The organism is Brevibacillus composti (assembly GCF_016406105.1).
GTDB lineage: Bacteria > Bacillota > Bacilli > Brevibacillales > Brevibacillaceae > Brevibacillus > Brevibacillus composti.
Genome location: NZ_CP066308.1, coordinates 4,087,088 through 4,112,899, shown reverse-complemented (window position 1 = coordinate 4,112,899; position 25,812 = coordinate 4,087,088). Strand labels below are relative to the sequence as shown.

At 48.6% G+C, this 25,812-nt stretch carries 20 protein-coding genes; 18 read left to right on the top strand and 2 right to left on the bottom strand.

Annotated elements, in window-relative coordinates:
- Nucleotides 1-46: 46 nt before the first annotated feature.
- The 4 genes from fabZ to JD108_RS20550 all read left to right on the top strand — a co-directional run bounded on the left by fabZ (nucleotide 47) and on the right by JD108_RS20550 (nucleotide 6,629).
- Nucleotides 47-499: a 3-hydroxyacyl-ACP dehydratase FabZ gene (gene fabZ / locus JD108_RS20565; RefSeq protein ID WP_198827772.1), complete on the top strand. Its 453-nt coding sequence runs from the start codon at nucleotides 47-49 to the stop codon at nucleotides 497-499.
- Nucleotides 500-600: 101 nt separating this feature from the next.
- Nucleotides 601-1,338, top strand: coding sequence for a WecB/TagA/CpsF family glycosyltransferase (locus JD108_RS20560; protein WP_198827771.1), 738 nt, complete (start codon nucleotides 601-603; stop codon nucleotides 1,336-1,338).
- Between the two features lie 28 nt (nucleotides 1,339-1,366).
- Entirely contained in the window at nucleotides 1,367-2,482 is a 1,116-nt protein-coding gene (locus JD108_RS20555) for a glycosyltransferase family 4 protein (RefSeq protein WP_198827770.1), read from the top strand.
- 184 nt (nucleotides 2,483-2,666) lie between these two features.
- On the top strand, nucleotides 2,667-6,629 hold the full coding sequence (locus tag JD108_RS20550) for an S-layer homology domain-containing protein (protein ID WP_228728233.1): 3,963 nt from the start codon (nucleotides 2,667-2,669) through the stop codon (nucleotides 6,627-6,629).
- Between the two features lie 97 nt (nucleotides 6,630-6,726).
- On the opposite strand, the gene JD108_RS20545 is transcribed toward JD108_RS20550, so the two are convergent.
- Complete coding sequence (locus tag JD108_RS20545) at nucleotides 6,727-7,389, bottom strand: YigZ family protein (protein ID WP_198827769.1); 663 nt, start codon at nucleotides 7,387-7,389, stop codon at nucleotides 6,727-6,729.
- Between the two features lie 279 nt (nucleotides 7,390-7,668).
- Between JD108_RS20545 and JD108_RS20540 the strand changes: the two genes are divergently transcribed.
- The 6 genes from JD108_RS20540 to JD108_RS20515 all read left to right on the top strand — a co-directional run bounded on the left by JD108_RS20540 (nucleotide 7,669) and on the right by JD108_RS20515 (nucleotide 20,105).
- Entirely contained in the window at nucleotides 7,669-9,036 is a 1,368-nt protein-coding gene (locus JD108_RS20540) for a TolC family protein (protein WP_198827768.1), read from the top strand.
- A 436-nt stretch (nucleotides 9,037-9,472) separates the two neighbouring features.
- A complete protein-coding gene (locus JD108_RS20535) occupies nucleotides 9,473-12,643 on the top strand; it encodes an S-layer homology domain-containing protein (RefSeq protein ID WP_198827767.1) in 3,171 nt (1,056 codons plus the stop codon).
- A 216-nt stretch (nucleotides 12,644-12,859) separates the two neighbouring features.
- Nucleotides 12,860-15,904: an immunoglobulin-like domain-containing protein gene (locus JD108_RS20530; RefSeq protein ID WP_198827766.1), complete on the top strand. Its 3,045-nt coding sequence runs from the start codon at nucleotides 12,860-12,862 to the stop codon at nucleotides 15,902-15,904.
- A 1,232-nt stretch (nucleotides 15,905-17,136) separates the two neighbouring features.
- Nucleotides 17,137-18,480: a group II intron reverse transcriptase/maturase gene (ltrA, locus tag JD108_RS20525; RefSeq protein ID WP_198826945.1), complete on the top strand. Its 1,344-nt coding sequence runs from the start codon at nucleotides 17,137-17,139 to the stop codon at nucleotides 18,478-18,480.
- A 458-nt stretch (nucleotides 18,481-18,938) separates the two neighbouring features.
- Nucleotides 18,939-19,814 (top strand): tyrosine-type recombinase/integrase, encoded by an 876-nt coding sequence (locus JD108_RS20520; protein ID WP_198827765.1) that lies wholly within the window; start codon nucleotides 18,939-18,941, stop codon nucleotides 19,812-19,814.
- A gap of 15 nt (nucleotides 19,815-19,829) precedes the next feature.
- Complete coding sequence (locus JD108_RS20515) at nucleotides 19,830-20,105, top strand: hypothetical protein (RefSeq protein WP_198827764.1); 276 nt, start codon at nucleotides 19,830-19,832, stop codon at nucleotides 20,103-20,105.
- Between the two features lie 10 nt (nucleotides 20,106-20,115).
- Here the strand turns inward: JD108_RS20515 and JD108_RS20510 are convergent, their stop codons facing one another.
- Nucleotides 20,116-20,469, bottom strand: coding sequence for a helix-turn-helix domain-containing protein (locus tag JD108_RS20510; protein ID WP_023555252.1), 354 nt, complete (start codon nucleotides 20,467-20,469; stop codon nucleotides 20,116-20,118).
- Nucleotides 20,470-20,664: 195 nt separating this feature from the next.
- On the opposite strand from JD108_RS20510, the gene JD108_RS20505 reads away from it, so the two are divergent.
- The 8 genes from JD108_RS20505 (at nucleotide 20,665) to JD108_RS20470 (ending at nucleotide 25,568) form a co-directional block, all read left to right on the top strand.
- Nucleotides 20,665-21,792 carry a hypothetical protein gene (locus tag JD108_RS20505; RefSeq protein WP_198827763.1) on the top strand — a complete coding sequence of 376 codons (1,128 nt, stop codon included), beginning with the start codon at nucleotides 20,665-20,667 and terminating at the stop codon, nucleotides 21,790-21,792.
- Between the two features lie 26 nt (nucleotides 21,793-21,818).
- Nucleotides 21,819-23,126, top strand: a complete 1,308-nt coding sequence (locus JD108_RS20500) for a hypothetical protein (protein WP_198827762.1) — start codon at nucleotides 21,819-21,821, stop codon at nucleotides 23,124-23,126.
- Between the two features lie 52 nt (nucleotides 23,127-23,178).
- Entirely contained in the window at nucleotides 23,179-23,337 is a 159-nt protein-coding gene (locus JD108_RS20495) for a hypothetical protein (RefSeq protein WP_198827761.1), read from the top strand.
- Between the two features lie 128 nt (nucleotides 23,338-23,465).
- A complete protein-coding gene (locus JD108_RS20490; protein WP_005834969.1) occupies nucleotides 23,466-23,894 on the top strand; it encodes a hypothetical protein in 429 nt (142 codons plus the stop codon).
- Nucleotides 23,895-23,908: 14 nt separating this feature from the next.
- Nucleotides 23,909-24,394, top strand: coding sequence for a JAB domain-containing protein (locus JD108_RS20485; RefSeq protein ID WP_198827760.1), 486 nt, complete (start codon nucleotides 23,909-23,911; stop codon nucleotides 24,392-24,394).
- Nucleotides 24,391-24,717, top strand: a complete 327-nt coding sequence (locus JD108_RS20480; RefSeq protein WP_198827759.1) for a DUF960 family protein — start codon at nucleotides 24,391-24,393, stop codon at nucleotides 24,715-24,717. Before JD108_RS20485 ends, JD108_RS20480 begins: the two co-directional genes overlap by 4 nt.
- Before the next feature lie 92 nt (nucleotides 24,718-24,809).
- Nucleotides 24,810-24,947, top strand: a complete 138-nt coding sequence (locus JD108_RS20475; RefSeq protein ID WP_198827758.1) for a hypothetical protein — start codon at nucleotides 24,810-24,812, stop codon at nucleotides 24,945-24,947.
- A 147-nt stretch (nucleotides 24,948-25,094) separates the two neighbouring features.
- A complete protein-coding gene (locus tag JD108_RS20470; protein ID WP_198827757.1) occupies nucleotides 25,095-25,568 on the top strand; it encodes a ribbon-helix-helix domain-containing protein in 474 nt (157 codons plus the stop codon).
- The last annotated feature ends 244 nt before the right edge of the window (nucleotides 25,569-25,812 follow it).

Genomic DNA, 25,812 nt, shown 5'->3' with positions numbered 1-25,812 from the left:
ATGCATGCATGAAGTGTGATAAAGTATGGAAATGGAGCGGTGTAGAGTGGAATTTCAACTGCCTTTAGACGTAAGTGCCATTCAGGGGATTATTCCTCATCGGTATCCGTTTTTGCTGGTGGACAAGATCACGGAGCTGGAGATCGGAAAACGGGCTGTCGGAATCAAGAATGTAACGGTAAACGAGCCCTTTTTCCAGGGGCATTTTCCCGGTTATCCGGTCATGCCCGGCGTGTTGATCGTGGAAGCGCTGGCACAAGTAGGCGCTGTAGCCGTACTCAGTATGGAGGATAACAAAGGGAAGCTGGCCTTTTTCGCAGGGATTGACGAGTTCCGCTTCAAGGACCAGGTAAAGCCGGGTGATACGCTGACTCTCGAGGTCGAGCTGACGCGCGTCCGCGGCTCCATCGGCAAGGGGCATGGCGCAGCCAAGGTAAACGGCAAGGTAGTCGCCGAGGGCGGCTTGTTGTTTGCGCTGTCGGCGGCACAAAAAGACTGAATGGTCAATCGTCTTGTATGTCCCCTGGCTTTAGGGTAGAATGCTAATGGTGCAACTTTTTCTAGACGCCGTACGTCTGCAAGGTAATGAAGGTGAAAGCGTTGACCAAACAGGTCGCTAACATATTGGGAGTGTCGTTTGCCACGAGAGGGTTTGCCGAGACGGTGACTTATCTGGCGGAGCGGATCCGGGATGGAAAACAGACCCATGTGGTGACAGCCAACCCGGAAATTGTCATGCTGGCGAGAGAGCATCAGGGGTTTCGCGCAGTGCTCGATCAAGCCTATGTCGTACCGGACGGGATCGGGATCGTCTACGCCGCCAAATGGACCGGCCAGCCGATAACCGAGCGCGTCACGGGCGTAGAGCTGTTGGAAGCCCTGATGGCTGCCGCAGACAAAGAAAATTGGAACGTCTATCTGTTGGGAGCGTCACCGGAGGTAAACAGACGGGCAGCGGAAAAGCTGTCCCAGCGCTATCCGGGGGCGCGCCTTGTTGGGTATCGAGACGGTTATTTTCAACAAGACGAAGAACAGGCGATCGTGCAGGAGATTGCCGAGGCCCGGCCTCATCTCTTGTTCGTCGCGCTGGGAGCGCCCAGGCAGGACGAATGGATCGCGGCGCATCGCGACCAGCTGCAGGCGACGCTCGCGATGGGAGTCGGAGGCAGCCTGGACGTCATCGCCGGGAAAGTAAAGCGGGCACCCATACTCTGGCAGCGTTTGCATCTGGAGTGGCTCTATCGGCTGTTGTCCCAGCCGTCGCGCTGGAGGAGACAACTGGCGATTCCGTTGTTCGTTTGGACAGTCTTGAAGGAAAAAAGGGGAAGCCGTCGCTGAATGTACCCCTGAGAGAGGAGAACAGTCGATGTCTACACTAATCCTCGGATTATTGACCTCGCTGATCGTATCATTTGTCGCTACACCTTATGTGAAAAAACTGGCTGTATCCATCGGGGCGACTGACGCGCCGGACCAAAGAAAGGTTCACACGCGCATCATGCCGCGGCTCGGTGGTTTGGCAATTTACTTGGGATATTTTGTCGCATTCTTTTTATTTGTGCCCTTCGCCGAGATGAAGGAAATGCTGGGCATCTTTATCGGCTGCACCATCGTGATGGTGGTGGGCATGCTGGACGACAAGTACCAGCTGTCCCCCAAATGGAAGCTGCTCGGCCAACTCTTGGCGGCGGCGATCGTAGTCATCCCGTTTGGACTCAAAATCGGCGTCGTCAACCTGCCTTACCAAGGCAGCATCGACTTTACCAGCGGCTGGCTGCTCTGGCTGGGCGTGCCGATTACGATCTTCTGGATCGTGGGCGTCACCAATGCGGTGAACCTCATCGATGGCCTGGACGGCCTCTCTGCCGGCGTATCCGCGATCGCGACCGCGACCATGGCGATCGTCGCGCTCGTCATGTCTGGCACGGGCGCCGCGCACTACGACACGATCGCGCTCTATTGCTTCGTGCTGCTCGGTGCGATTCTCGGCTTTCTCTACTTCAATTTTCACCCGGCCCGCATCTTCATGGGGGATACCGGCTCGCTGTTTCTCGGCTTCAACCTGGCGGCACTGTCGATCATGGGCTTCAAAGAGGCGCTGTTCGTCTCTTTCATCATCCCGATCGTCGTGCTCGGCGTACCGCTCTGGGATACGTTCTTTGCGATTGTGCGCCGAATCGTCAACAAAAAGCCGATCTCCAGCCCGGACAAAGGGCATTTGCATCACTGCCTGCTCAATATGGGACTGTCCCATCGCGCCACGGTCCTGACGATCTATGTGATCAGCATCTTCTTTGGAACGATGGCCATCGTCCTGACGAAGACGACCAAATGGACAACCATCATCGTCATGGTGCTCCTGCTGTTTGCGACACATATGGCGACAGAGGTGGTCGGACTGGTCGGACGCCGCCACCGCCCGCTGATCAACACCTACCGCAAGTTGAAGGTGCGGAACGCGGAGCAGCGCCGAAGCCACTAGGGAACAGGAAAAGAAAATACCGACACGACAAGCCTCTGCTGGCGATCAGCAGAGGCTTTTTTCACCACTTTTTTCAAGATAAGCCTTAAGGGGAGAGTCGGTTTTACCGATAATAAAAACAGAGAGCGACAGTCCAAGCCTATTACATTGGGGTGGACAATTTTTATTGGAGAGGTGAAACCTTTTGCAAAAAAAAGTTACGATAATTCGGCAGTGGTTTGCTGTGTGTTTGGCTTTGTTACTGGTTGTTACGGGAGTTGTACCCTCCGTAGCCATAGCAGCTGAGAAACCTATTATTTTGGAAGATGCATTCAACGGAAAAGGTACGAGTGTTGTAGACGCGTACACGTATGGTAGCTCTAAAATTACTATTAGTGGTACGCTCGGTGGTGGCATAACTGCCAATAGTCTACGTGTGAAAATTACCTTAGGAAACGGGACGGTTGTCCCAGGTATGGACAAACTGACTCCCAAGGTAGTTGGAAACACGTTTACCTTCCACGATATTTCTCTTCAGCCTGGGCTAAATATTATTAGTTTTTACCAAATTATTGGTAGCTCTGAAATTAACCATCTGCAGTTTTATGTGAATTACAATGACACACCAATTATTGAAGAAATCACAGTAGAGGACACGACATTAAATCCTAGCGGGATAACTTATTATTCTATGCCCTCCTCTACACGTATGGTCCTTAATATGAATGGAAAGGCATTAAATGCTGATAATGTGATCGTAGAAAATGTGTCTAAAGGTGAAGTTGTCCAGGGGTCAGTAAGTAAAACGACAGGTTTTTTTAGCTTGAAATTACCTGTGATGTTTGGTGAAAATACTCTTAGATTCACAGCGATGAATCAAAATAAGACTGTGGGGACCATCGAGAGAAAGCTTGTGGTAGTTACGACCTCAGTAGGAGAAGCCGACCTCCTTTACAATTTGAGTATCAACGGAGATCGCCTTATGCCAGATTCTGAGGATGAAGTCGTTAACAATACAGTTAGGGTAAAAGAAAGCGGTAATACAAATCTGAAAATAGAAGCAACTGCATTATTGCAGTATGACAAGGATAATGCAAACAGGCCATTTGATTCCATGTCATATGTGATAAAAGAAGAAGGTGCATCATCTGAAACTGTCTACCCAATAAATACTCCAGTATCAAAACCCGCCAATGATGGATTTACGGAATATACACTGGTTGAAGATATCCTGGCAGCATTTACACCTGGAAAGAAGTACAGTGTCTGGCTTGTGTACAAATACAAAGAAAGTGCAGAACCGGATGCAGACACAACGTCCATCGATGTAAGAAGATACCAATATACGTTTCAAGCGGTCGATGAAAGTGCCCCTCAATTTATTTCAGGCACATATTTAGCAGCTCCGCTTTCTACATCCAGGACAAATACATTGCTTGGTGTGCCGGCTGAGCTTCTCATTACAGGTGACTTCATCGATCAAGTTAGTTGGTACAAGATTTACTTAAATGAAAAACAACTTCATAACAGTATGTATTCAATTGACGTTAAAGAGGCGAAAGATGCCAATGACGTTACTATCCCTGACAGATATGTCGCAACAATTACTTTAAAAAGTCCCGACGCAGGTACAGGAAACCTAAAAATAAACTACGAAAATCCGGATCCAGACATAGGTATCATGGCAACGGTTCAATATCCAATTAAATGGCAAGTGGCACCATATGTACAACTTACCTATAAAAGTAGCAATGGTGCAGATAACAGTTTTTACGACGGATTCCAGATTAACAGTGAAAGCGATATACCGACTAAACTGAACGGTCGTGTATACAACTTTGATCTAAAAGCTGTTACACCGGCGCCGAATCCACCGGAACTAGAAAATCTAAGAGCCGAGCTAAATGGCCACAAACTCAAAGTCGATTTCACAGATACTGCCACAGGTGAATTTTCCATTTCAAAAGCCGAGCTTACCAAAGAGGTAGGTTCAACCTCAATTTTGAAAAAAGGTACCAATACCTTGAAAATCACGCTTAATCCGGTGGCCAAACCGGGAGCGACGCCAGTGGTATTTACTTACGAAATTCTTTACATTACAGCAAAGGCACCGTCTATTGAAGAAGTGAAACTTTGGGGAATATTTAATGGGAAAGAAACGGAGTTAACGCAAAGCTCGAGTGGAGGGTCATACGAAACGGGAGCAGCGTTTCTGAGTAAATTTTCCTTCAAAGTTAAAGACGCTTCCAAGTTATACGTAGAGAAAAACGGCAAGCGAATCGTTGACTTCGTAAATGATAACGGATCGTGGAAGTCAATCGATACAGGAAAAGAGTATCAGGAAGCTTTGCAGGAACTCCCTGGAAGTCTACAGGAGTTTTTTGGTTCCGACTCTAATATTAAGAGATCCGGTTCAAGTTTCGAGGGTGCCGTTAGTGCATCCAAGTATAATCGAATGCTTGATAAGGCTCAACAGGCTGCCAAGGGATCTGGGGAACAAAAGAATGAGGAACAAGAGAGATTATTATCCCTGCTCCCATTGACATTAAAAAAGAACAACACAACAATTTATACGATTGTTGCCGAAGATGAGAGTGGGACAATAGTTAGATACAACATCAAAATTAATCAAAAAACGAATACCTGGGAAATCCTTAGCCCTACAAAGGCAAGGCCAACGGATCCATACATCACAGTGAACAGCAACAGCGCCTATATTAAAATATTCGCTGAAAAAGCGGACAAAGTCTTGTTTGGCAAAATTGAAGCAAAAACGAGCAACAGAACAGATCCAGATTTTGAATTTGATCGTGACTTTGCAAAAGCGGTTCCGAAGACATATTATGTTTTTACGGCAACTGTTCCACTGAAAAGCGGTTTAAATTCAGTCAAATACACTATTCAGGTGGGTGATGTTACGTACAATGATCAAATACAAATCTTTAATGCCAATTCGACTGTTGATGGTGCTGAATATCGTGATGTATTAGGAAAAAAAGTATCATTTCAAGCATTCAACAAAGGATTGGAATTAAAATTCCCGACAGGAACAGTCCTTCTTTCTCCAAGTAATAATCGTGCTGGAGAAGAAGTGAAGAATCCAACAGAAGATATCTTTGTTGATACTCCCCTTTACTTTGGGATTGCTGATCGGACGACGGGTCAAGTAAACATATCAGGAAACTCGATGGAAAGCCGATTGGTACTAGACGAAAGGTTTAATTATGCAAGTCCGCTTTATTATATTGATGCAGGTGATGTGAAAAATCCGGGAGGACGAGATCCCTACTATGATGAAAATGACGGTAGGGAATTTAGAGATCGATATGATGAAAATTTAGTTCCCAGCCGTGAAGGAACGCTGTCGATCCAATACGACTCGTCCATTGTCAATGCAGCAAACAATATTATGACCGTTTTTTATCATAATGGATTTGAATGGAAGAACGTAGGTGGGGTTGTAAATACCGGAAAGAAAACCATTACGGTACCATTCAGAGGTTTTGGATATTACATGGTGATGAAGAACAGAGAATCCTTTGAAGATGTCGTATTCCATGACTTTGCTCGTGATGCTATGGAAACACTCTATTCTAAAGGGATCATGCCTGCCTATAGCTACAGTACCTTTGGTGCGAATCGTGACATGTCACGTGGAGAATTCGCAACAATGCTGGTGAAAGCTTTGGATTTACCGATAAATGCTGGTCCCTATTATGACAATAACGAAACCGATCCAGTTCAACCTACTTTCTTGGATGTTCGGCCAAGACCTGTCCATTGGGACTATGACTACAAATATATCGAGACGGCTGCAAGGGCAGGTATCATTCGTGGAAAGATTCCCGGATATTTTAGGCCGGATGATCCATTAACCCGTGAAGAAGCTGCCGTAATGATTTCTCGTGCACTAAATCTCAAGCTAGGCACTCCAGAATCCTCCGCACAAGCATTAAATAAAATGTTTACGGATGGAAAAGACGTGAGTTACTATGCAACAGCATCAGTTCTGGCTGTAGCCAAAGCTAAGTTAATGAATGGAGAGCCCGATGATCCATCGGCTAAAAAGCCTACTTTTAGCTTTAAGCCGGAAAATAACCTGACCCGCGCAGAAATGGCGGTCATCACCATCCGCGTCATGACGCAATTGAAAAAGCTGCCGAAGTAGTAGTTCCGACTTCGGGGGCATGCAAAAAAGCTGAAGAGGCGATTGCACCTCTTCAGCTTTCTTTTTACTTGCGTTCCTTTTATATAGAAAGAACGCGCTAATCCGTCAGTCCATCTTCTCCAATGGCCTCGACCGGAACCTCGACGTATTCCTTTTCCCCCAGGACGATCTGGCCTTGGCCATTGGTCAAATCCGTCATCTGTTCGACGAACGCATCCTGCTCGCCATCCGGAATCAGGACATGCACGGTCACCTTGTCTGTATAATCCGTCCCGACCACGCGCTGTCCGCCGATGCGCAGCTCATTTTCGACCTTGCCCCACCAGGTGTAGTCGACGCTGACCGAAATTTTCTGGTGAAGCGTGTGGACGACGATGCCAGCCGCTTTCAGTGCGATCACAGTACCTGCTGTATAGGCCCGCACCAGCCCGCCGGCACCCAGCTTGATGCCGCCGAAATAGCGGGTCACCACGACGGCCGTATCCTTCACGCCATTTTTCTTGATGCACTCCAGGATCGGCTTTCCGGCTGTGCCGCTGGGCTCGCCATCGTCGCTGGAACGCTGAATCTGGTCATTTTCGCCGATCACAAAAGCAGAGCAGTTATGGGTGGCGTCCCAATGCTTCTTTTTGATCATCGCGATAAATGCCGCCGCTTCCTCCTCGCTGGTGACACGCTGTGCATATCCGATAAAACGGGAGCGCTCGATGACGATCTCGTCCTCCCCGTAGCCAGCAATGGTTTTGTATTGTTGCAACATGTTCAATCACCTCAGAAATAGAATAGCACGTCCGCAAATCGTTTTCGAATGGTGAAATGTTTCGCGGTCTGATTCGTAGTAACACGGAGGAGAAGATGTGCGAAAGGGAAGGAGTGCTGCATATAGATGGCAAAGTATGTTAACGGGCGAAATAGTTGGAAACAAAAGATTCTTCGTATACGAAATATTTGTCGTGTGATATAGTGATAGGGTGGACAAACTGTAAGTTTTTTGCTAAAGAAAAACTTGAAAAACTGTAGGGAAAAGGAGTGTGCACCAATGAACTTTCCATATTCATCGAAAAAATGGCTGGCTCTCTCGATGGCAACCGTCATGGCAGCCTCAATCGGAGTAGGAGCTGTCGCTTCCGCAAACGGACAAAAGGCGCCCGAGGCGCAGCAACAAAGCCAGGAGAGCAAGAATGCCGATGCCAATACCAATACGGGCAATACCGCCGCAGACGCTGCCGCCAAAGACACTGCGGCCAAAGACGAAGCGGCAAATGCTGCATCTGACAAAGCCCCTGCCGCTGCGGGTGAGGCGGGTAAAGAGCAGATCGCCAATACCTCGACGAGCAGCACACCCGCCGCTCCGGCCGCCCCTGCTGCCAACTCTAGCAGCGCTGCTGACGCATCCGACGTGATGACGCTAGAAAAAGCAGTCGAGCAAGCAATGCAGACGAATCCCAAGATTCTGAGTGCGCGTCTGGATGCGAAAAACGCCGACCTCAACCAATCTCTTACGTATGAAACGACCATCGATATTAGAAAAGAGCTGCTGGATACCTCGATCGATGCGAGCAAGCAAAAATACGTCGGCAGAGCGCAGGCTGATCTCACCGAGACGCTGAACAAGCTGGCGGTGGGCGTGACAGAGAGCAAGATCAAGCTCGGCGTTCAGCAAGCCTACTACAATCTGCTGCACGCGGAAGCGGACCTCAACCTGAAAAAGCAAAGTCTGAACCGCGCCAAGGCGCAACTGAAAGTGGCCAACGCCGCATTTGAGGTAGGGACCAAGGCGAAGACAGACATCCTGCAGGCCGAGATGGGTGTGGCAGGGGCAGAGGCCGCTCTGGCAGCCGCCGAAAACACACTGGCGATCAGTCAGATGAAATTCAACGAAATCCTCGGCGTCGATGTGAACAAGAAGTGGAAGCTGTCGCAGGAGAACAAGCTGGTAGCCGCGCCGTCCATCACGCTGGAGCAAGCGCAGGCCAAAGCCCTCGAACAGCGCCTGGAAGTAAAGCAAAAAGCAGGTGAGCTGAATCTGGCGGAAATCAACGTCAAGATCCTGGAAGAGTGGGCGATGCTCAGCACCTACCAAGGCCGGATCGCACGCAACAACGTCGAGAAGGCCAAGCTGGCCATCGACGAGCAAAACCGCCTGATCAAGATGGAGGTGGCGGAAGCCTACCTGAATCTGAATGCGGCCAAGACTGCGATCGACTTCCGGAAAAAGGCCCAGGAGGCAGCTGCGGAGAGTTACCGGCTGACCAACCTCCGGTTTGAAAACGGACTGGCGACCACGCTCGAAGTGATTCAAGCGGAGGAGGAATTCTCCGACCGGGAGAATCAGTATCTGGAGGCCATCCGCAACTACAATCTCGCGGTCGTCAACTTCGAAAATGTACTCGGAGTGAGCAAGTAGTCAAAAGATGTAAACAGTCTAGAAAATTGGTAATCGTTCTCTGGTGACAGGCCGCCGATCCTGCTCTATAATACGAATTGTGGCGGATGTCACCATATACATAATCGGCGAAGATACGACCACAAAAAATTTTTAAAAACTTTTTTCGAAGGCACCGCAACTTTTCGCGTGCTGGGGCGTTTAATAGGATGTCACACGAAACACGGGGAATTGTGTAAAAAAGATTCACGAATTCTAGCACCTGTGATACACTAGGGATTGTTGTATTTACACAATACTGAATATACTAGAGTTTTGCACACAGAAGAAGCGGAGCGATCCTGCGAAAGGAGGTGACACGCGCTTGCAGGATTCGGGCTCAAAAAAGAAAGATAGATTAACAAAGAATATTCCCCAAGAACAATTTGTTTGTACTAGAGGAGGAGAACCCAAGGTTATGAAAAAGGTTGTTAACAGCGTACTGGCTAGTGCACTTGCACTGACTGTTGCTCCTATGGTTGTGGGAGCAGAAGAAGCAGCAACAACAAACGCACCTCAAATGGATGAAGCCCTTGCGAAGGTCGTAAAACGCCTGAACGCTCTGGGTGTTGTACAAGGTTATGGCGACGGCGATTTCAAAGTAGACCAAACAATCAACCGTGCTGAGTTTGCTACTCTGATCGTTCGTATCCGCGGTCTGGAGCAAGGTGCTAAGTTTGCTCAATACCAAAACACTTTCACGGACGTTAACTCCGCTGACTGGTTTGCTGGTTTCGTAAACGTAGCATCCGGCCAAGAAATCATCAAAGGTTTCCCGGACAAATCCTTCAAACCGAAAAACGAAGTTACTTATGCGGAAGCTGTAACCATGATCGTTCGCGCTCTGGGTTATGAGCCAGCAACTCGCGGCGTATGGCCGAACAACATGATCGCAAAAGCTTCCGAGCTGAACATTGCGAAAAGCATTGCAAACCCAGGTGTTGCAGCAACTCGCGGCGATATCTTCAAAATGCTCGACAACGCTCTCCGCGTAAAACTGATGGAGCAACTCGAGTACGGTACTGACATTCGTTTCGAAGTAAGAAACGAAACTCTGCTGACCAAGTACATGAACGTTGAAGTTCGCGACATGGAATGGGCTCGCTCCGAGAAACTCGGCTCCGACGCTCTGCCAATCGTAACCAACGTACCAGTAATCGGTCTGGGCGTACTGAAACCAAACGAAATCACACTGAACGGCCGCAATGCTGGTCTGGGCTCTACCGCTACTTACAAAGTGGCTGACGGCATCAACCCGAACGAATTCGCTGGCCAACACGTACAAGTGTGGATCAAAGACGACAGCTCCAACACCATCGTATGGATGGAAGGTTCCGAAGACGAAGAAGTTATCCTCGACCGTCTGGACACTTTCTACCTGGATGATGTTGAACTGAAAGATCCTTCCAAAATCAAAGACAGCAACCTGGATGAACTGGAAGTTTCCTTGGATGGCAACGGCAAAACTTACCGTTTTACCAAAGACACCAAAGTAACTTTCAACTTCAAACCGGCTAGCAACGTTTCCAGCGTACTGAGCGAAATCGCAGATGCGAACTCCCTGTTCTCCGCGAAAATCGTTCTGGACGAGAATGGCGACATCAGCTACATCCACGTAATTGACGACACTTCCGTTAACAAAAACGTGGAAGGTACCAAATACGGTTCCAAAGTGATCGAGAAAATCGACGCTGAGAAAAAGAAAATCTCCAACCTGGGTGGCGGTTCCTTCTCCAAACTGGAAGACCTGGACGAAGGAAAAGACTTCCTGGTATTCCGCAACAACCAGCCTGCCAAACTGGCTGACCTGAAACCAATGGACGTTTACAGCGTTTACTATGCTGACGGCAAAAAAGGCAAACTGCTGGTATTTGCAACTAGCAACGTGGTAGAAGGCAAAGTTGACAAAGTAACCATGCGTGCAGAGGACAACAACCGCCTGGTTATCGGCGATAAAACGTACCTCTTCCGTTCCGGTGCTACTTTCTCCGACAACGCTAACGAAGACGTAACTGTTCTCGAAGGCAACGAGTGGGACAAAATCCGCAACCTGGATGGCGAAGAAGTAAAACTGTACCTCGATGCAGCTGGCCGCATCCGCCACATCGAAACTGGCGAAAACGTTGGCGCTCGCCGCGTAAAAGCGATCGTTACTCGCAATGCTGAATTCATCCGCGGCAAGTGGGAATTCGCTGTATACGGCCAAAACGGCAAACAATACGAAGTTGCGCTGAAAGCCGACAAGATCTACGGCAAAGATGGCAAAGCGTATGAAAAAACTAACGAAGACAAGATCGAAAAAGACTTCGTACCAACAAAAGACAAAAACGAACTGCTTCTCCTGGAAGTAACACTGGATACCAAAGGCGAAGTAGAAAAAGTAAAAGTTCTGGATTCCAAAGTAATCGATGCTGGATCCAACTGGAAGAACATCGCTGACGAAGACGACGAAGCAATCGTTGTTGGACGCGATTCTTACCAAGTAACCAAAAACACTGCGATCTTCGACATGACTGGTGAGCTGACTACCGGCAGAACCAAGCAACTGAAGAGCCCAGGTGTAGCGAAATTCAGCAACATCGCTGACAAAAACGACCTGAAAGTATTCTACACAGTTGACGAGGATGAAGATGTCGAAGCAATCTTCGTAGTAGATGGTAAAGGTCTGGGCAGCGATACCCAATACGGCCTGGTACTCGACCTGAACCGTGCTGGCGGCGATGACATCCGTCTTCTGACCAAAGACGACAACAACCAAGTAGTAGCGAAAACCGTCAAACTGGATGACGATTCCGATGAGCTCTTCGGCGAGGGTATCAAACGTGGTGACTTCATCGCGTACTCCCTGAACTCTGATGGCGAAATCATCGTTGACGATGTGGTTGAAGTAATCGACCAAGCAACTAGCTTCGAAAAATTCAAACTCACTGCTGACCTGGAAGATGCTGACCTGCATGAACTCAGAGTAGGTAAAGTAACCAAAGTAACTTCCACCAAAGTCACTTATGAGTACATCGCTACAGATGGCAAGAAGTACACAGATACTGTTACCATCAACAGCAAAACTGGATACATCGATACTTATGATATCCAAGCAGATGACGGTGTAGATGAAGGCGACTTCATCATCCTCGTCGAAACTGACGACGATGGTTCCGCTTACGATTACATCCTGACTGTAGCTAGCGAAAGCCAGTTCAAGCGTGACTTCAGCCGCGATGAGCGCGATGCTGTAGAAGCTGCTTTCCTGAAAAAAGCTAAACAAGCACCTGGCAAAGGTGGCGGCGATGACGTAGAACCACCAAAACAGCTGCTGAAAGAAGACTCTCTCCATGCCGTAGCAAAAACTTCTCTGGGAGCATTCGGTGCCTACACTGTAACTGGTGAAGGCGTAGAAGGTGCAAAAGTTGAAGTTGTTGTAACTGTAGAGGGCAAACCGTACAAAGGTTCCAAAACAATCGGCAGCAACGGTGAGTTCAAAGTAGAAGTACTGGGTCGTCCAGGCGCTACTGAGTACACCATCATCGTAACCAAAGAAGGTTATGAAACAGTTGAAAAAACCTTCCAATTTGACGAAGTAGTAGAATAAGATCCCTGCCGTTCTAGACGACGATAGGATTTGTTCCAACTACGGTAACAAATGATTCGGTTTGGATGACCTGGGGCAGGGGGAAGTCCCTCTGCCCCGTCATTCCTATCCGGAGAAGCAAGAACCAGAACGGGGAAACACACTCATCTTAGATACATACATCATGAGTGTTTCTCAAATACAAAAAATCTCTATCAATATCTGGAGGGGTAGTACGTGAATAAAAAGCTGGTACTTTCTGTTCTTTCGACAGCAGTCCTCACTAGCATGGCAGCTTCCGCAATGGCTGCGCCGAAAGCCGGTTTCTACATCGGCGGCGAAGTCGACAAATATTACTCTGTGGATGCGCTGGCCGATAACTTTGGTGTTGCATTTGAAGAAATCCTGGACTATGGCCTTGACTCCGTATATGTTGACGAAAACGGAAAAGCTGCAAACCTCATGCAAGCCATTTTCGCTGACGATCTGGATGAAGTTTTGGCAGATCCTACACTGGCACTCTTTAATGGCAATAAGTATGCGATTGTTGGAACCAACGATACTTATGATCCAGAAAAAGATACAGACATCGTTCCACCAGTTGACGGTGAGTTGAAAGTTGAAAGTGTAAGTGCTATTAACCCTGCTGAACTTCAAATCAAATTCAGCCAAAAAGTTAATAAAGATTCCGCAGTTAACCTGAGTAACTACGTAATCACTAAGAACGGAACTAAATATGGTAATGGATTCAATCCAATCAACACTCTGTTGGATGCTGCTCCAAACAATATCGCTTACGACGAAGATACTCAAACCGTAACATTCCGTTTGGCAGCTGCTAACTATCTGTTCAACGGAGACAAGTACAGCATCGATGTTACAGATGGTGTTCTTTCCGAAGATAAGAGCAAAAAAATTGAGCGCTATGCTGGTGCCCAACAAACTTACACCGACACAACCGGTCCGCAACTCGTTAAAGCAGAAGTTACTTCTTCTAACTTCTTGAAACTGACGTTCAACGAGCCTGTAGCAGCTGGCCTTACAGCAACTGTTGATGGTGTAAACGTACCGCTTGCTGCACCGTCCACTACTATCCGTGATTACACTGTGCAAAGCGTTGCAACACTTCCTGCTGATCTTCGTACAGCTGGTACTCACAATGTATCTGTATACAATGCTACTGACATTGCTGCTCCAAATGCGAACTCTAAGAGCATCCTGACTGGTAGCTTCCAAGTAACAACAGATACAGTTGCCCCAACAGTAACTGAAGTGAAACAATCTACAGGTAGCGATCGTGCATTTGACATTGTGTTCAGCGAACCAGTAACAGTTGATACTTCTAAACTGGTAATTAAAAAGGGCAACTTTACGTTCCCAGCTGTGGATGCTAATTCTCCTGGCTATACTACCGCATTCTTTGCAAAAGATGGCATTACGGCAGTAGCAAACGGATCTGTCCGCGTGCTCCGAGTAACATTCGGTGCTGATTCTTCTGCATACGCAAACAATCTCTATGCAACTGGTGAAAACAGTGTAAATCTTGAAGTATCTGTTGAGAACTTTAAGGATGCTGTTGACTTGGTAGGTACGAAAACTACTAAGACAGTAACCCTGTCCAAAGACCAAGCCGCACCGAAAGTAACAAGCAAGTTTGATAACTCAATTAAAGGTACCTTGAATCCTAATGCTACTGATGCGGACGGTTACCTCGCAGTCAAGTTCGACAAAGCAATCGGCGCGACAGTCTCAGCCTCCAAGATTACTGTTGTAGATAAAGATGGCATTACTCGTACGATTACTACAGCAGCTCGCGATGCAGCTGACGCTACAAACAAAACTGTACAATTGGTTATTTCTGGTCTGACAGACCGTGATAATCTGGAAGCAAAAGCTCCATTTACTGTGTCCTTTGCTGCTGATGCTGTAACTGGTACCAATGGTATTGGAAACGTGGCATTCTCTACCCAAATTGAGAAGTCTTCCAGCACAGTTGCTCCTGTAGCTGAGGCAGTAACAAATGCAGTTGTTGGTGCAGGAAATATAATTACTGTAACTTACAATACTGCGATGGATGCAAGCGCAGCAAACCTTGCTAACTATACACTCGATGGTGCTGCATTGCCACCGGGTACTACAATCTCCATCAACGGTACTAACACTGTTGTAACGATCACACTGCCAGCTGGTTACACTAACCGCACCATCTCTAAACTGTTTGCGATTAGCAAAAATGTAAAAACTGCGAGCGGTAGCGTAGTTGTTGGATCAGTAGCTACAAAAGCTGAATACTCCACAATGCTTAGCTTTACTGACAATACTAAACCGGTATTGACTGGCGCTAAGTTTTTGGTAGCCAGCAACACAGCTAGAACCTCCGACAAGATCAAATTGACCTTTAGTGAGGACCTTGCTGCAGTAGCTGATAACCCTGCAACACGTGCTGACTTCAGCGTAACTGTAAATGGTTCTGCTGCAACCATCTCTAACTTGCAAGATGGTACCGTAGGGGACGATGTTGTAACACTCGTTACTTCTGCTCCAATCAACCTGTCTCAAACAGTTGTAGTAAAAGTAAACGGTGTAGATGCTACTCTTAACCCGGTAGTAGACGTAACCGATGGTGTTGGTAATACTTTGACTACTGGAACAGAGGTTATTGTATCTGGAACTGAGTTGGATGCTGGTCAAATTGCTCAAGATGCTGCTGATGTAGCAACTGCAAAAGCTGCACTGGCTGTAGGGTATGCAGGTGGTGACTCTGCAGCATCTGTAACGCAAAACTTGACACTTACTACTACTGGCGCTAGTGCTACAACTGTTACATGGTCTTCTGACAACACTGCAGTTGTTACAAACGCTGGTGTTGTAACTCGACCATCATACAATGATGGCGATGCGGCAGTAAACTTGACTGCAACTATTACTAAAGGTACTGCTACAGATACTAAAACATTTGCACTGACTGTAAAGGCTGAAGCAATTGATGCAGATTCTACTGTAACAGATGGTGCAAAAGTTGGTATTAATGCAGATGCTACAGTAACAATTGCACTTGTGGATGAGGCTGGTAACCCAGTAACTGGACTGACAAACGCAGATTTTGTACTCGCAAAAGCTACAGGGACAGGTAAGCTGACATTTGGCGCAGTAACTGAAACTGCGACACCAGGTACTTACACATTCACAGTTCAAAATGATACTGCTGAAACAGCTACTATCTCCATCACTGTTGATGGCGTATTGCTGAGTGATACAGCAACGCTTGATTCGACTCTTTAATAGCTACGAAACGTTACTTTATAAGCTCAATTGAGTGAAAGAAGTGGAGCGAGACCCCAAAGATATGGTTCCATTCCTTGGGGTCTTTTCTCTAACTGCCTTGTCGAATTGCTTGGTGAAAATCCAATCCATGAAAACAGTCTAAAGTCATGTGCCTAATCCTCCTGCACTTTGAGCAGTCCTATACCATCTGCTCCAGTGAAGTCAGGTGAAGACGTACTTGCTGAAATGCAAGGCGGGGCTCCTTAAAAGTTGGCTATGGTCAGGAGACGAATCCATGTAGACCCAATGCGATTTAGCTGTTGCCAGGAAATAAGCGCTACGGGTTGGGCAACAGCCGCTTTACGCGAAATCGTAAAGACGAAACAGGAACAATTCAGGCTGTTAAACCTGTTTTTCTCATATTGTATAGTGGGGATCTAAGGTCAGCAAAAGAAGGGATAGACAAGGTGGAACGTTTGAAGTCTTGCCGGAAGAGGTGGGTTAGCACCAGGGAGGCTGGTAAGATGGCGGCGGGTTCGTAGGTAGTGAGGATGGCTTGCCGTTTGAACCCGTAGTGGTAACACAGGCGGGGAGGGGAAAACTAGCCGGAGCGAAGGAACCCAGTCAGCGGATAAGAAGATCCGAGAACTTACAATGGGCGTTGTAGTTTCTCTAAAGACCAATGAGGATTGCTTGTACTTAGGTACTGGCAATCCTTTTGGTTTTTTTCTTTTTGCGTGCCCAGCAAGCCGTTAATTGCTAGTTGGTGAAAGTCCAACCGAGGTAAGAGCCAAGTCGCCTCGTAGCTGACAGGCAACTGGTGGAGTGATCCTAAGGTTGAAGCCCTGTGACAAAGTAACCCGAAAGGGTGCAAGCAAATCAGCAGACCGTAACATAAAGTGAATCCTGCCGCCTCGTTAAGAAAGACCATTGTAAGATGGACAAGGAGGAGCCGAGCCTGGGGGAAGTGGGCGAAGGCCACGGAAGGTGTGTAGAACTTGGATCGCAGCACTCAAGAACCTCTCGGGGTAAGGGGAACGGTATGCTGAGAAAGTAAGGAACGGAACTGGGGAGACCCTACTTTGCACACTCCGTCGGAGTGTAAAGCGGAAACCTATAACCGTAAGGGAAGTGGTGGACGGCAGAGAGGGAGTCGGAGGGGCTCATAGTACCAGAGAAGTGGAGACAACAAAACTCCATGGAGGAAAGGAGCCCTGCTTTGTTCACGGGTTGAAAGGAGGTAAGAGTGAGTGAATGCAAGTAAACTTGCTAACTACACCGATGCAAAAGCTCGACAACTTTGGACAACCCTATATCTTTGTGCCAAGGAAAATCCAAAACGGCGATTTCATGCTCTGTATGACAAGGTGTATCGTCCTGACATCCTCGCCGAAGCATGGCGCAGAGTGCGTGCCAACAAAGGAAGCGGCGGAGTGGACGGACAGACAATCGAAAGAATTGTACATGAATACGGAGAGAGTAAATTCCTCAATGAAATCTACCTCGACCTAAAGAGAAAACGGTACCATCCGGCACCAGTTCGACGCACGTACATTCCAAAAGCGGATGGGAAGCAAAGACCGCTTGGCATCCCGACGATACGAGATCGAGTTGTCCAAATGGCAACCAAAATGGTCATTGAGCCAATTTTCGAGGCGGACTTTAAAGATTGCTCATATGGATTCCGACCGAAACGAAATGCCCACCAGGCGATTGCACAAATCAGAAAAGCGAGCAAACAGGCATATTGGGTAGTTGATGTAGACATCAAGGGGTACTTTGACAACATCAATCAGGAGAAGCTGATGAAACTGGTTGAGCAAAGGATTTCGGACCGCAGAGTACTAAAACTGATTCGAAAATGGCTGCAAGCAGGTGTCATGGAAGGTGTACAGTTCCATGAAACGGATTGGGGAACTCCGCAAGGAGGAGTAATTTCGCCGCTGCTTGCGAACATTTACCTCAACTACATGGATACAATCTGGGAGAAACAATTTTCTCATCTTGGCAAATTAGTTCGATACGCCGATGATTTCGTGGTCATGTGCAAGACGAAAAAGGATGCCTTGGAAAGCATTCAGGTTATAAAGGCCATTATGAGCAAACTTGACCTGACTCTTAGCAAGGAAAAGTCTCGATTGATCAATATCTGGGACAACACCGCAGGCTTTGACTTCCTCGGTTTTCATCATCGAAAATTTCCCGTTCTCATTAAAGGTGGAAAAAGGATATATGTCATGTCACATATTCCAAGCAAGAAAGCAATGAAAGAAATGAGACGGAAAATTAAGATGTACACCGAACCGCGCAGCAAGTTGTACTGGCCGCTGCATGAGGTGGTACAAGGGCTTAATCGAAAGCTTAAGGGATTCAAGAACTACTATTCAATTTCAACTATAGCAGCAAGATGGTTAAACAGAATTGATTGGTATGTAATAGAAAGGCTGACGCTATTCGTTAACAAGAAAAGGAATGTGCGAAACAAGCATTCCAGGGTCGGGGAGGTAATGAAAGCCACACGGGGATCATTGGTGAAACTTGCCGGAGAGGACTACCGAATGCCAAAGAAAGAAGAGCATCGGAAAGCCGTATGAGGGAAAACCTCACGTACGGTTTGATGAGGGGGAGCTGAAATGAGTAAGGCGACCATATGGTCGCCCAAAAGTTTCAGTTCTCTACTCTACTGTGACGGAAACGCAAGTTTCGGTTTTTTGCTGGACACAACATTGCTCGCTACAAAACTCTACAAAAGCTCACTGAAAAATCCTGTCGTTCAAAGATAGCTGGAACCGTTTGCATTTGAGCCAACAAGTGTGCGAACCTTTTTGCCTGAAACCCTCGCTGAAGAATATAAAAACTGTAGTCAGCCATTCCCTCACCACTCCCCCTTCGTCCCCCCTCTCATCAAAAATCGATTCAAACGCAAGTTCAGATATTTAATATTATTGTGACGGTATAAAGGAAGGAGGTTTGAACGAAGGCAATTCATAAAACATCCCTGTGTCCAATCGACGGATGCAGGGCCGTTTTTGTGTTTCAGGAGGTGTTTCCAATGAACGTGATCCAGCAGTTCGAAGAGTACCTTGTGGAGAACGGGATCGCGCCTAAAACCATCGAATCCTACGTGGGCGACGTCAGGGCGTTTTGTGCGTTCCTGAGAGAAATGGGAGTGGATCAGCCGACCGATCTCAAGCGCTTCTACGTCTCCAGCTACAAGAGCAGGCTCGCCGACAGCAAGTACGCGGTGGCAACCATCAACAAGAAGATCAACTCCTTGCAGGCGTTCAACCTCTTCCTGATCGAGCGCAAGCTGGCGACGGAGCAGGTCGTCTCGCTGCGCAAAGACAGGATCAAGGTGGCAGCCGGAAGCGAGGGAGAGGTGGAGGTGTTTTCGGAGCAGGAGGTCAACCAGCTTCTGTTTTTCGTTCAGGACAGGACGAAGGTCACCTTGCGGAACCATCTCATCGTTTGGCTGCTTTTGTACACGGGCGTTCGGGTGAGCGAACTGTGCGGCATCCGTCTCGGTGACATCGACTACCTAACCAACACGCTGAGAGTGACGGGCAAAGGAGGGAAGTACCGAGAAATTCCGCTTCGCCCCGATCTGGTGGATCTCATCAAGGAGTACGTCAGGACGGAACGGCAGCAGAGCAAGCATCGGGAGAGCCCGTTTCTTCTCGTAAGCCAGCGAGCGGAGAAAATGCACAAAGACGCGGTGAACACCATGCTGGAGGGCTTGGAGAAGCGTCTCGGCTTCCGCATGTACCCGCACAAGTTCAGGCACACCTTCTGCACGAGGCTGCTTCAGAAAAACGTGCCGCTGACGACTGTGAGCAAACTGGCCGGACACGCCCACATTCAGACAACAGCTCATTTCTACATCAACACGAGCAAAGAAGAAAAGGAGCGTGCGGTGAATCTGTTGTAGAAAGGAGATGCAAACGTGAATTCAGTTCGAGAAGTATACGAAGCGTTGATTTTGCGGGAAGACAGCATGGTTCGGAGCATCCAGACGTGCGAGAGAGCCCTGTCCCTGCTGGTGGACGAATTAGTCTACAGGGAGAGCGAAAACTCCTGCCTGGAGACAGCGGAGGCGATCTGCGAGGCGATCCGACAGAAAGAAGAAGAACTGCGGAAGCAATGGCACCGGATCAGATGGGAAAAGGCGCGTCTGGCCAGCCAGTTCCCGGACAAACAAGTGAAAGCGGAGGTGAGATGACATTCATCGCTCACTTCCGCTTTTCTTCTTCCCAGCTAAAGACGGTTTTCATGAGTGCCAGCACCAGCGAATGGTCGGCAACGGGACGTTCAGACAGCAGCATGACGATTCGACCAAGCTCCGTTTCAGGGCCGAGCGGATCGACGGAGTGGAACAGCTGCTCTAAAGGAATGCCGAGACTGCGGGCGATCTTGGAGAGACTTTCAATCGTCAGGTTCTTCTCTCCCCGCTCGATCTGGCCGACGTAGTTCGTGTGCAGGCCGGAAAGCTCGCCGAGCTGTTCCTGGCTCAGGCCCTTGTCCATACGAAGAGTGCGAATCCGTTCGCCCAATCTCTTCGCCAGTTGTTTGGTGTTCGCTTCCATTCAACCCCACCTCACCACAAGCGTACAGGAGGCAGTTTGGTAGTAACACACACTATAGATGTTAGTTGACTATCATATAACACTTATAACATAATGTAGGAAGATTCTACTATTTTTGTGCGGCATTTCTATCAGTCATTGGTCTCAGAACGATGATAGACAGGCCGATTGAGAGTCAGAGGAGGACATTCAAAAATGGAAGCATTGAAAAAATTCCTGAAGGGCATGAACAAATTCTACGGTTTCATGACCGGTTTGGGAATCATCGTCGTCGCAGCGTGGCTCATTCTGACCTGGGCGGGTGTCGACGTACAAAGAGCAGTTGAGGACGCGGTGAGCATGGAGAGCGAAACAACCCGGATTGTAAAGGAAGGGCATTTCGAGGATTTCCCCGAAAAATCGATTGGTGAAGCGTTCGGCACATTCTTCGGCTCGCCGAGCTGGCGATCCTTTCAGGCAGAATCAGGAGAAGACGTAGTAGAGTTCAAGGGAACGTGCATGTTTATGGATAAGAGAGTGAATGCGGTAATCCAGTTTACCGTAAATCAGGAGAATCGAACATTCCGGTTGTACGCCGTCGAGTTTAACGACATCCCCCAAAATAATCTGATTCAGATGGCCCTGATGGGAAAAGTGTTCGAAAAAGAGCTTCAGGAGGAGACATTTACGGGGAATTCTGCCAGTGCCTCCAAAGGAGAAAGTTCAGTGGCAGTACCTGCTACACATTCAGCTCCGCCCCAAGAGGAGCAAAGTCAACCTGCCCTTTCACAGCCAACGCCAGAGGTGTCTAGCATAATCTTGGCCGACGCAGCAACATCAGCTCCCCTTCCCAGTCTGATCGAATGGCAGCCGGGACTGGCCGACACAGTCCTGCCACTCAATTTGGGAGGAGATCAAGCAGAACTTCGGCTGGGACTTGGGCATCCCAACGGAATCAAATGCCAAGTGGTCTTGAAAGGGCCTTCCGTTGGCTGGGAGCTCGACATCTCACAAGCAGACACGTCGTTTGACGTTCCGTACGACGAGACAGGCGAGTTGCGCGAGGGCTTTGTGATGCAGGCAGCCGCCCACGATTTTGACCAGGACGGTACGCCGGAGATTGTCGTCACGGCTGGGGACGGCCTGCTGGAGAGCTACGCTTGGGTCTTCTCTTACAACAAGGGAGCCGATCCAAACAAGATCAACCCGTTTGTGCAGGATCTGAAAGTGACGGGACAGACGCGGATTCTGGTAGAGCAGAACAAGTTGCTGATCCCGTTCGGCTCTCAGGGGCTTTACGAAGAGTACGCATACGTGGATAAGCAATTCTACAAGAAACAATAGGTACAAGGAAAGGAAGGAGAATCGAATTGCGAAGAATCATAAACTCTCTTCTCATTTTTTGTCTGACACTCATCAGCTTCTTTCCTCAAACGGGGTACGCGGCATCAGTCGATGAAGGAGGCTACCATGACCTCTCCATAAAGGTGACGTGGTACATCTATTTTGAGAAGGAACTGGACAAGTCCACGATTACTAGCGAATCGGTGCGTGTGGTCGATCAAGACAATAAAAACGTCAGTATGAGACTGTCTTATTCCGCAAAGAACAAGTACATCTCGGTTAGATCCACCAATCTGTACCAGCCAAAGGCAAGCTATACCCTTCACGTAGGGCCCGGCATTCGGTACGTAGACGGTGACCCGGCAGGATCGATGGTGATTCCCTTCAGCACGGGTACGTCTAGCTCAACGAAAAGCGTGAAGGTGGACTATACACCTACTCAGGGCGGGCAAGGAGACTTGGCAGAAGTTCTCCGTCTGGTACAGCGGCTCCAATCGGAGCAAAAGCAGCTGAAAGAAGAAATCAAAGGACTGCAAGAAGAGGTCTCAACTCTCAAGGAGCGCATCCGAAAGCTGGAAACCGGGAAGGGCGACAAAGATCAGACAGAGCCGATCGCTTCTGAGTTTTACACGATCCGTTACCCGAAGGGCTATTACACCGATGCATCGAAAATGAAAGAACATCTGGACAAGTCCTTCAAGTACGTGTTTCAGGAATTCGGCAGCTATCCCAACATCAAGCAGTTGATCAAGGAGCCAAAGCCACTGGAGGTAGTCTTGTATGACCGTCCAAACGAAAACGCGGACATCGGACTGTGGAGCCTGGAGGGAATGAATGACGGATCGTACCGACTCCATTTGCTGGCACAGTCGGCTCATTACCGGAATTGCTGCACGAACACGGGTAAGAACTTCGATGACCAATACTTCCTTACCACCACGATCCATGAAGTCATGAGCATTCCGTTAAAGCGTGTGATCCGTCAGAAATCGAGTGGGTGGAACGACATCTACCGTGCCCCGGATTGGTTTGTTCAAGGAGTGCAGGAATACTACGGAACCCACTACGGAAAAGACGACTCGATTGCCGTCATGATTCGCAACGTAAAGAATGACCGCAGCCGCATCGTGATCTCTCCTTCCGGGGTACGGGTGAAAGGAATTTATGACGACGGGGCGGTGCTGGTCACGTTCCTGTTCGAAACCTACGGCAAGGAAAAGATGCACAAACTGTTCATGAGCAAGGAGTCCACTTTCGAACGAGCATTTGCCGCCGAAATCGGCTCGTACTCGGAACTGGCACGAGCATTCGACAACTGGATTGCAAGAAAATAAGTTTGGTAACCAAAATTTCCAGGGGTTTACAATAGGAAAGGAGTAACCATCCATGTTTCTACTCATCGTCGTGCTTGTCATTGCATTTATCATTTTCCGAATCATCCACCGCATTTTTGACATCACCTATCTTGGCGGACAGGCCCTTCTCACCATGATTCTCGGCTGTCTCGCTGCGGCGTACATGCTCGTGGATTTCCTGTTTTTGTGAGAAGCTAACCTGGCCGACTTTCAAATACTAATTGATAGCAGTTGTTCAAAACCAATCGTAAAAGCGAGAGGCATCTTCCCTGACGAAAACGGGAAGGTGCCTTTTCCTGTTTGAGGAGGAAAGGAACCATGCGGACGATCAAAACCATTCAGGACGTGCGGCTGCTGCGGGAAGCGAGAGTGTTTTCCGACGCCTTCGCCGCGTACTTGGAAGAAGAGTTTTTGGCCCTGAAAGAAGCTTTTGACTTCGACGGTTTGGAGGAAGAATTCACGCTCGACATGCACGGCTACATGGTCGTGTTGGAGAAAGGCGACAATCTGCGCGATCTGTCCGTGGTGGGACTGGATCGCGGTCAAAACGGTTTGCTGGGATGCCTGCCGGAGTTTGTGGAAAAGGTGGAACGAAACGGCGAGCACTGGTACAAAGTCGTGGTCATCTACACCAACGAGTACGGAATGTCGTTTCTCCTACCGCTTGAATCCGTAGCGGACGATGAGCAGGCCATAGCTTGGCTAGAGGATCAGGTCGAGCGTGATGCCATTTTACTAAACTACTAATGGGAGGAAATCACATGAACGATAAAACCGCAACAAAAGCAGGGCATCAACCTGCCAAACGTGTCAACATCGTCTCGGTAAAGATGGTGCGGGAGTCAAGCCTGCTGTACCCGCAGAGAAGAATTCGCATGGCGAAAGATGCCGTTGGGCTCTTCCAGAAGTTTTTGGAGGAAACGGATCGGGAACAGTTTTTCCTGCTGTGCCTGTCGACCAAAAACGAGCCGGTTGCCATTCACACGGTTTCGGTGGGCTCCCTGGACGCGAGCATCGTACATCCCAGAGAGGTCTTCAAGGCCGCTGTTTTGGCGAACGCCGCTTCCGTCATCGTGGCGCACAACCATCCTTCCGGCGACCCTACGCCAAGCAGGGAAGACATTGAAGTGACACGGAGGCTTCAAGAGGCGGGCGAGCTGCTGGGCATTCCCGTCCTGGATCACATCGTTGTAGGAATGGAAGGCTCATTTTGCAGCCTGAAAGAAAAGGGGTACATGGAAAGATGAAAAACAGCCGTTTGTTTTCGGGTGACAGATACGCCACCAGAGGGATCGCGGATCGGATCGAACCGGCCATACAGATGGCGCTCTGGCGGGCAATTGAGGTACGCAAGGCGAGAGGCGACGAGCTCGATTACCTGCAAGTGTTCGAGCTGTCGGTGGAGATGGTGGACGGGGAGCCGCTGCAGAAGGTGCTGAATCGGCAGGAGCAGCCGGAGCATCGGGAGTCGTTCTACGTGGATGGCGTCCAGGAGCCGATCGGCGGCGTGACGATTTGGGTGATCGATTCCGGGACGTACTGCACGATGCTTTTCCCAGATGAGTACTGAGGGGTGATAACGTGATCATCACGATCATTCTTGCCATCCTGCAGATTCGTTTGGGAGCGAAAAGATGACAAGGGAAAGGGGGGAGAACTTCAGTGAATCCGATCTTGTTAGAAGTGATCTGGATCATCGCGAAACTGGTTCTGGACGGAATGAGTCGAGAGCAGGCGATTGCCACAGTAGCAAAAGAGCGAGGGCTCAATCAAGAGGAGCTCCTAAGAAGGCTGCTGTAGGAGACCGATTAGGTCAACATCGTAGATTCAGGGGCATGGTGGTTTGCCCCATTTTTTTTGCTTTCACACACAGAGAAACATTCTGATAAAAGTCGACGCGCACGACGACGTCGAAGTCGACTGCACTAACGATACGGAGGGATCAGGATGTTTCCGCGACGCAAACGCAATTGGGATCTGTCAGGGGTAAAAGAGCGATTCAGGCAAGAACAGTCCACACACGGGATCAACTGGGGTACCGATCAAAGGCGAGTGGAACACAACTCTGTCGAGTGCTCCGACGGCTGGGAGCTGGAGACCGGGTGGGAAGAAGCGGAGGAGGCAAACTTTGAACCAGCGGACGAAAATGTTAGACAGCACTCGACAATAAGCCAGTCTAAACTGGCCTTTTCGGAACGGCAAAACGCTAAAATCGCCGATCTCTGCCAGCACGACCATCCATATCCCAGCCTAGAGAGGCGGCCGGATTTCTATGAGCAGCACAAGAAGTTGACCATCTACGTGGAGAAGGATTTGTTGAAGACCATTGAGAGGCTGAAAAAGGGACGATACATCCCGAGCTACAGCTGGCTGGTGTCTGAAGCGATTCGCTTCTATCTTCAGGATACGAGTCCGCGATGAAGATTGAAAAGAACAGGTTCCATTCCTTGTTGAAAGGGATGGAACCGAAGTGTTCATTTGCCCTCCGTACACCTCAGCTAGCGTCAGTAGCGGCGGTGTCGTCAGACTGTATTTCTGGAACTGACGATTCTGCCAGTACTGACGCTACCTGCAAGTAGGTAGCGAGGGATGCTTGTTGTCTGCCGGGATGTGCTAAGATTAATGATGGAAAAGCTGAAATGTGTTGTGCGTAATACTCGGAAGA

Excerpts from the sequence above, each read along its gene's own strand:
- JD108_RS20505 (WP_198827763.1), top strand. The coding sequence starts at position 20,665 with ATGGAAGCATTGAAAAAATTCCTGAAGGGCATGAACAAATTCTACGGT.
- JD108_RS20540 (WP_198827768.1), top strand. The coding sequence starts at position 7,669 with ATGAACTTTCCATATTCATCGAAAAAATGGCTGGCTCTCTCGATGGCA.
- JD108_RS20480 (WP_198827759.1), top strand. The coding sequence starts at position 24,391 with ATGAAAAACAGCCGTTTGTTTTCGGGTGACAGATACGCCACCAGAGGG.
- JD108_RS20490 (WP_005834969.1), top strand. The coding sequence starts at position 23,466 with ATGCGGACGATCAAAACCATTCAGGACGTGCGGCTGCTGCGGGAAGCG.
- JD108_RS20555 (WP_198827770.1), top strand. The coding sequence starts at position 1,367 with ATGTCTACACTAATCCTCGGATTATTGACCTCGCTGATCGTATCATTT.
- JD108_RS20510 (WP_023555252.1), bottom strand. The coding sequence starts at position 20,469 with ATGGAAGCGAACACCAAACAACTGGCGAAGAGATTGGGCGAACGGATT.
- JD108_RS20545 (WP_198827769.1), bottom strand. The coding sequence starts at position 7,389 with ATGTTGCAACAATACAAAACCATTGCTGGCTACGGGGAGGACGAGATC.
- JD108_RS20470 (WP_198827757.1), top strand. The coding sequence starts at position 25,095 with ATGTTTCCGCGACGCAAACGCAATTGGGATCTGTCAGGGGTAAAAGAG.
- JD108_RS20535 (WP_198827767.1), top strand. The coding sequence starts at position 9,473 with ATGAAAAAGGTTGTTAACAGCGTACTGGCTAGTGCACTTGCACTGACT.
- JD108_RS20520 (WP_198827765.1), top strand. The coding sequence starts at position 18,939 with ATGAACGTGATCCAGCAGTTCGAAGAGTACCTTGTGGAGAACGGGATC.
- JD108_RS20485 (WP_198827760.1), top strand. The coding sequence starts at position 23,909 with ATGAACGATAAAACCGCAACAAAAGCAGGGCATCAACCTGCCAAACGT.
- JD108_RS20495 (WP_198827761.1), top strand. The coding sequence starts at position 23,179 with ATGTTTCTACTCATCGTCGTGCTTGTCATTGCATTTATCATTTTCCGA.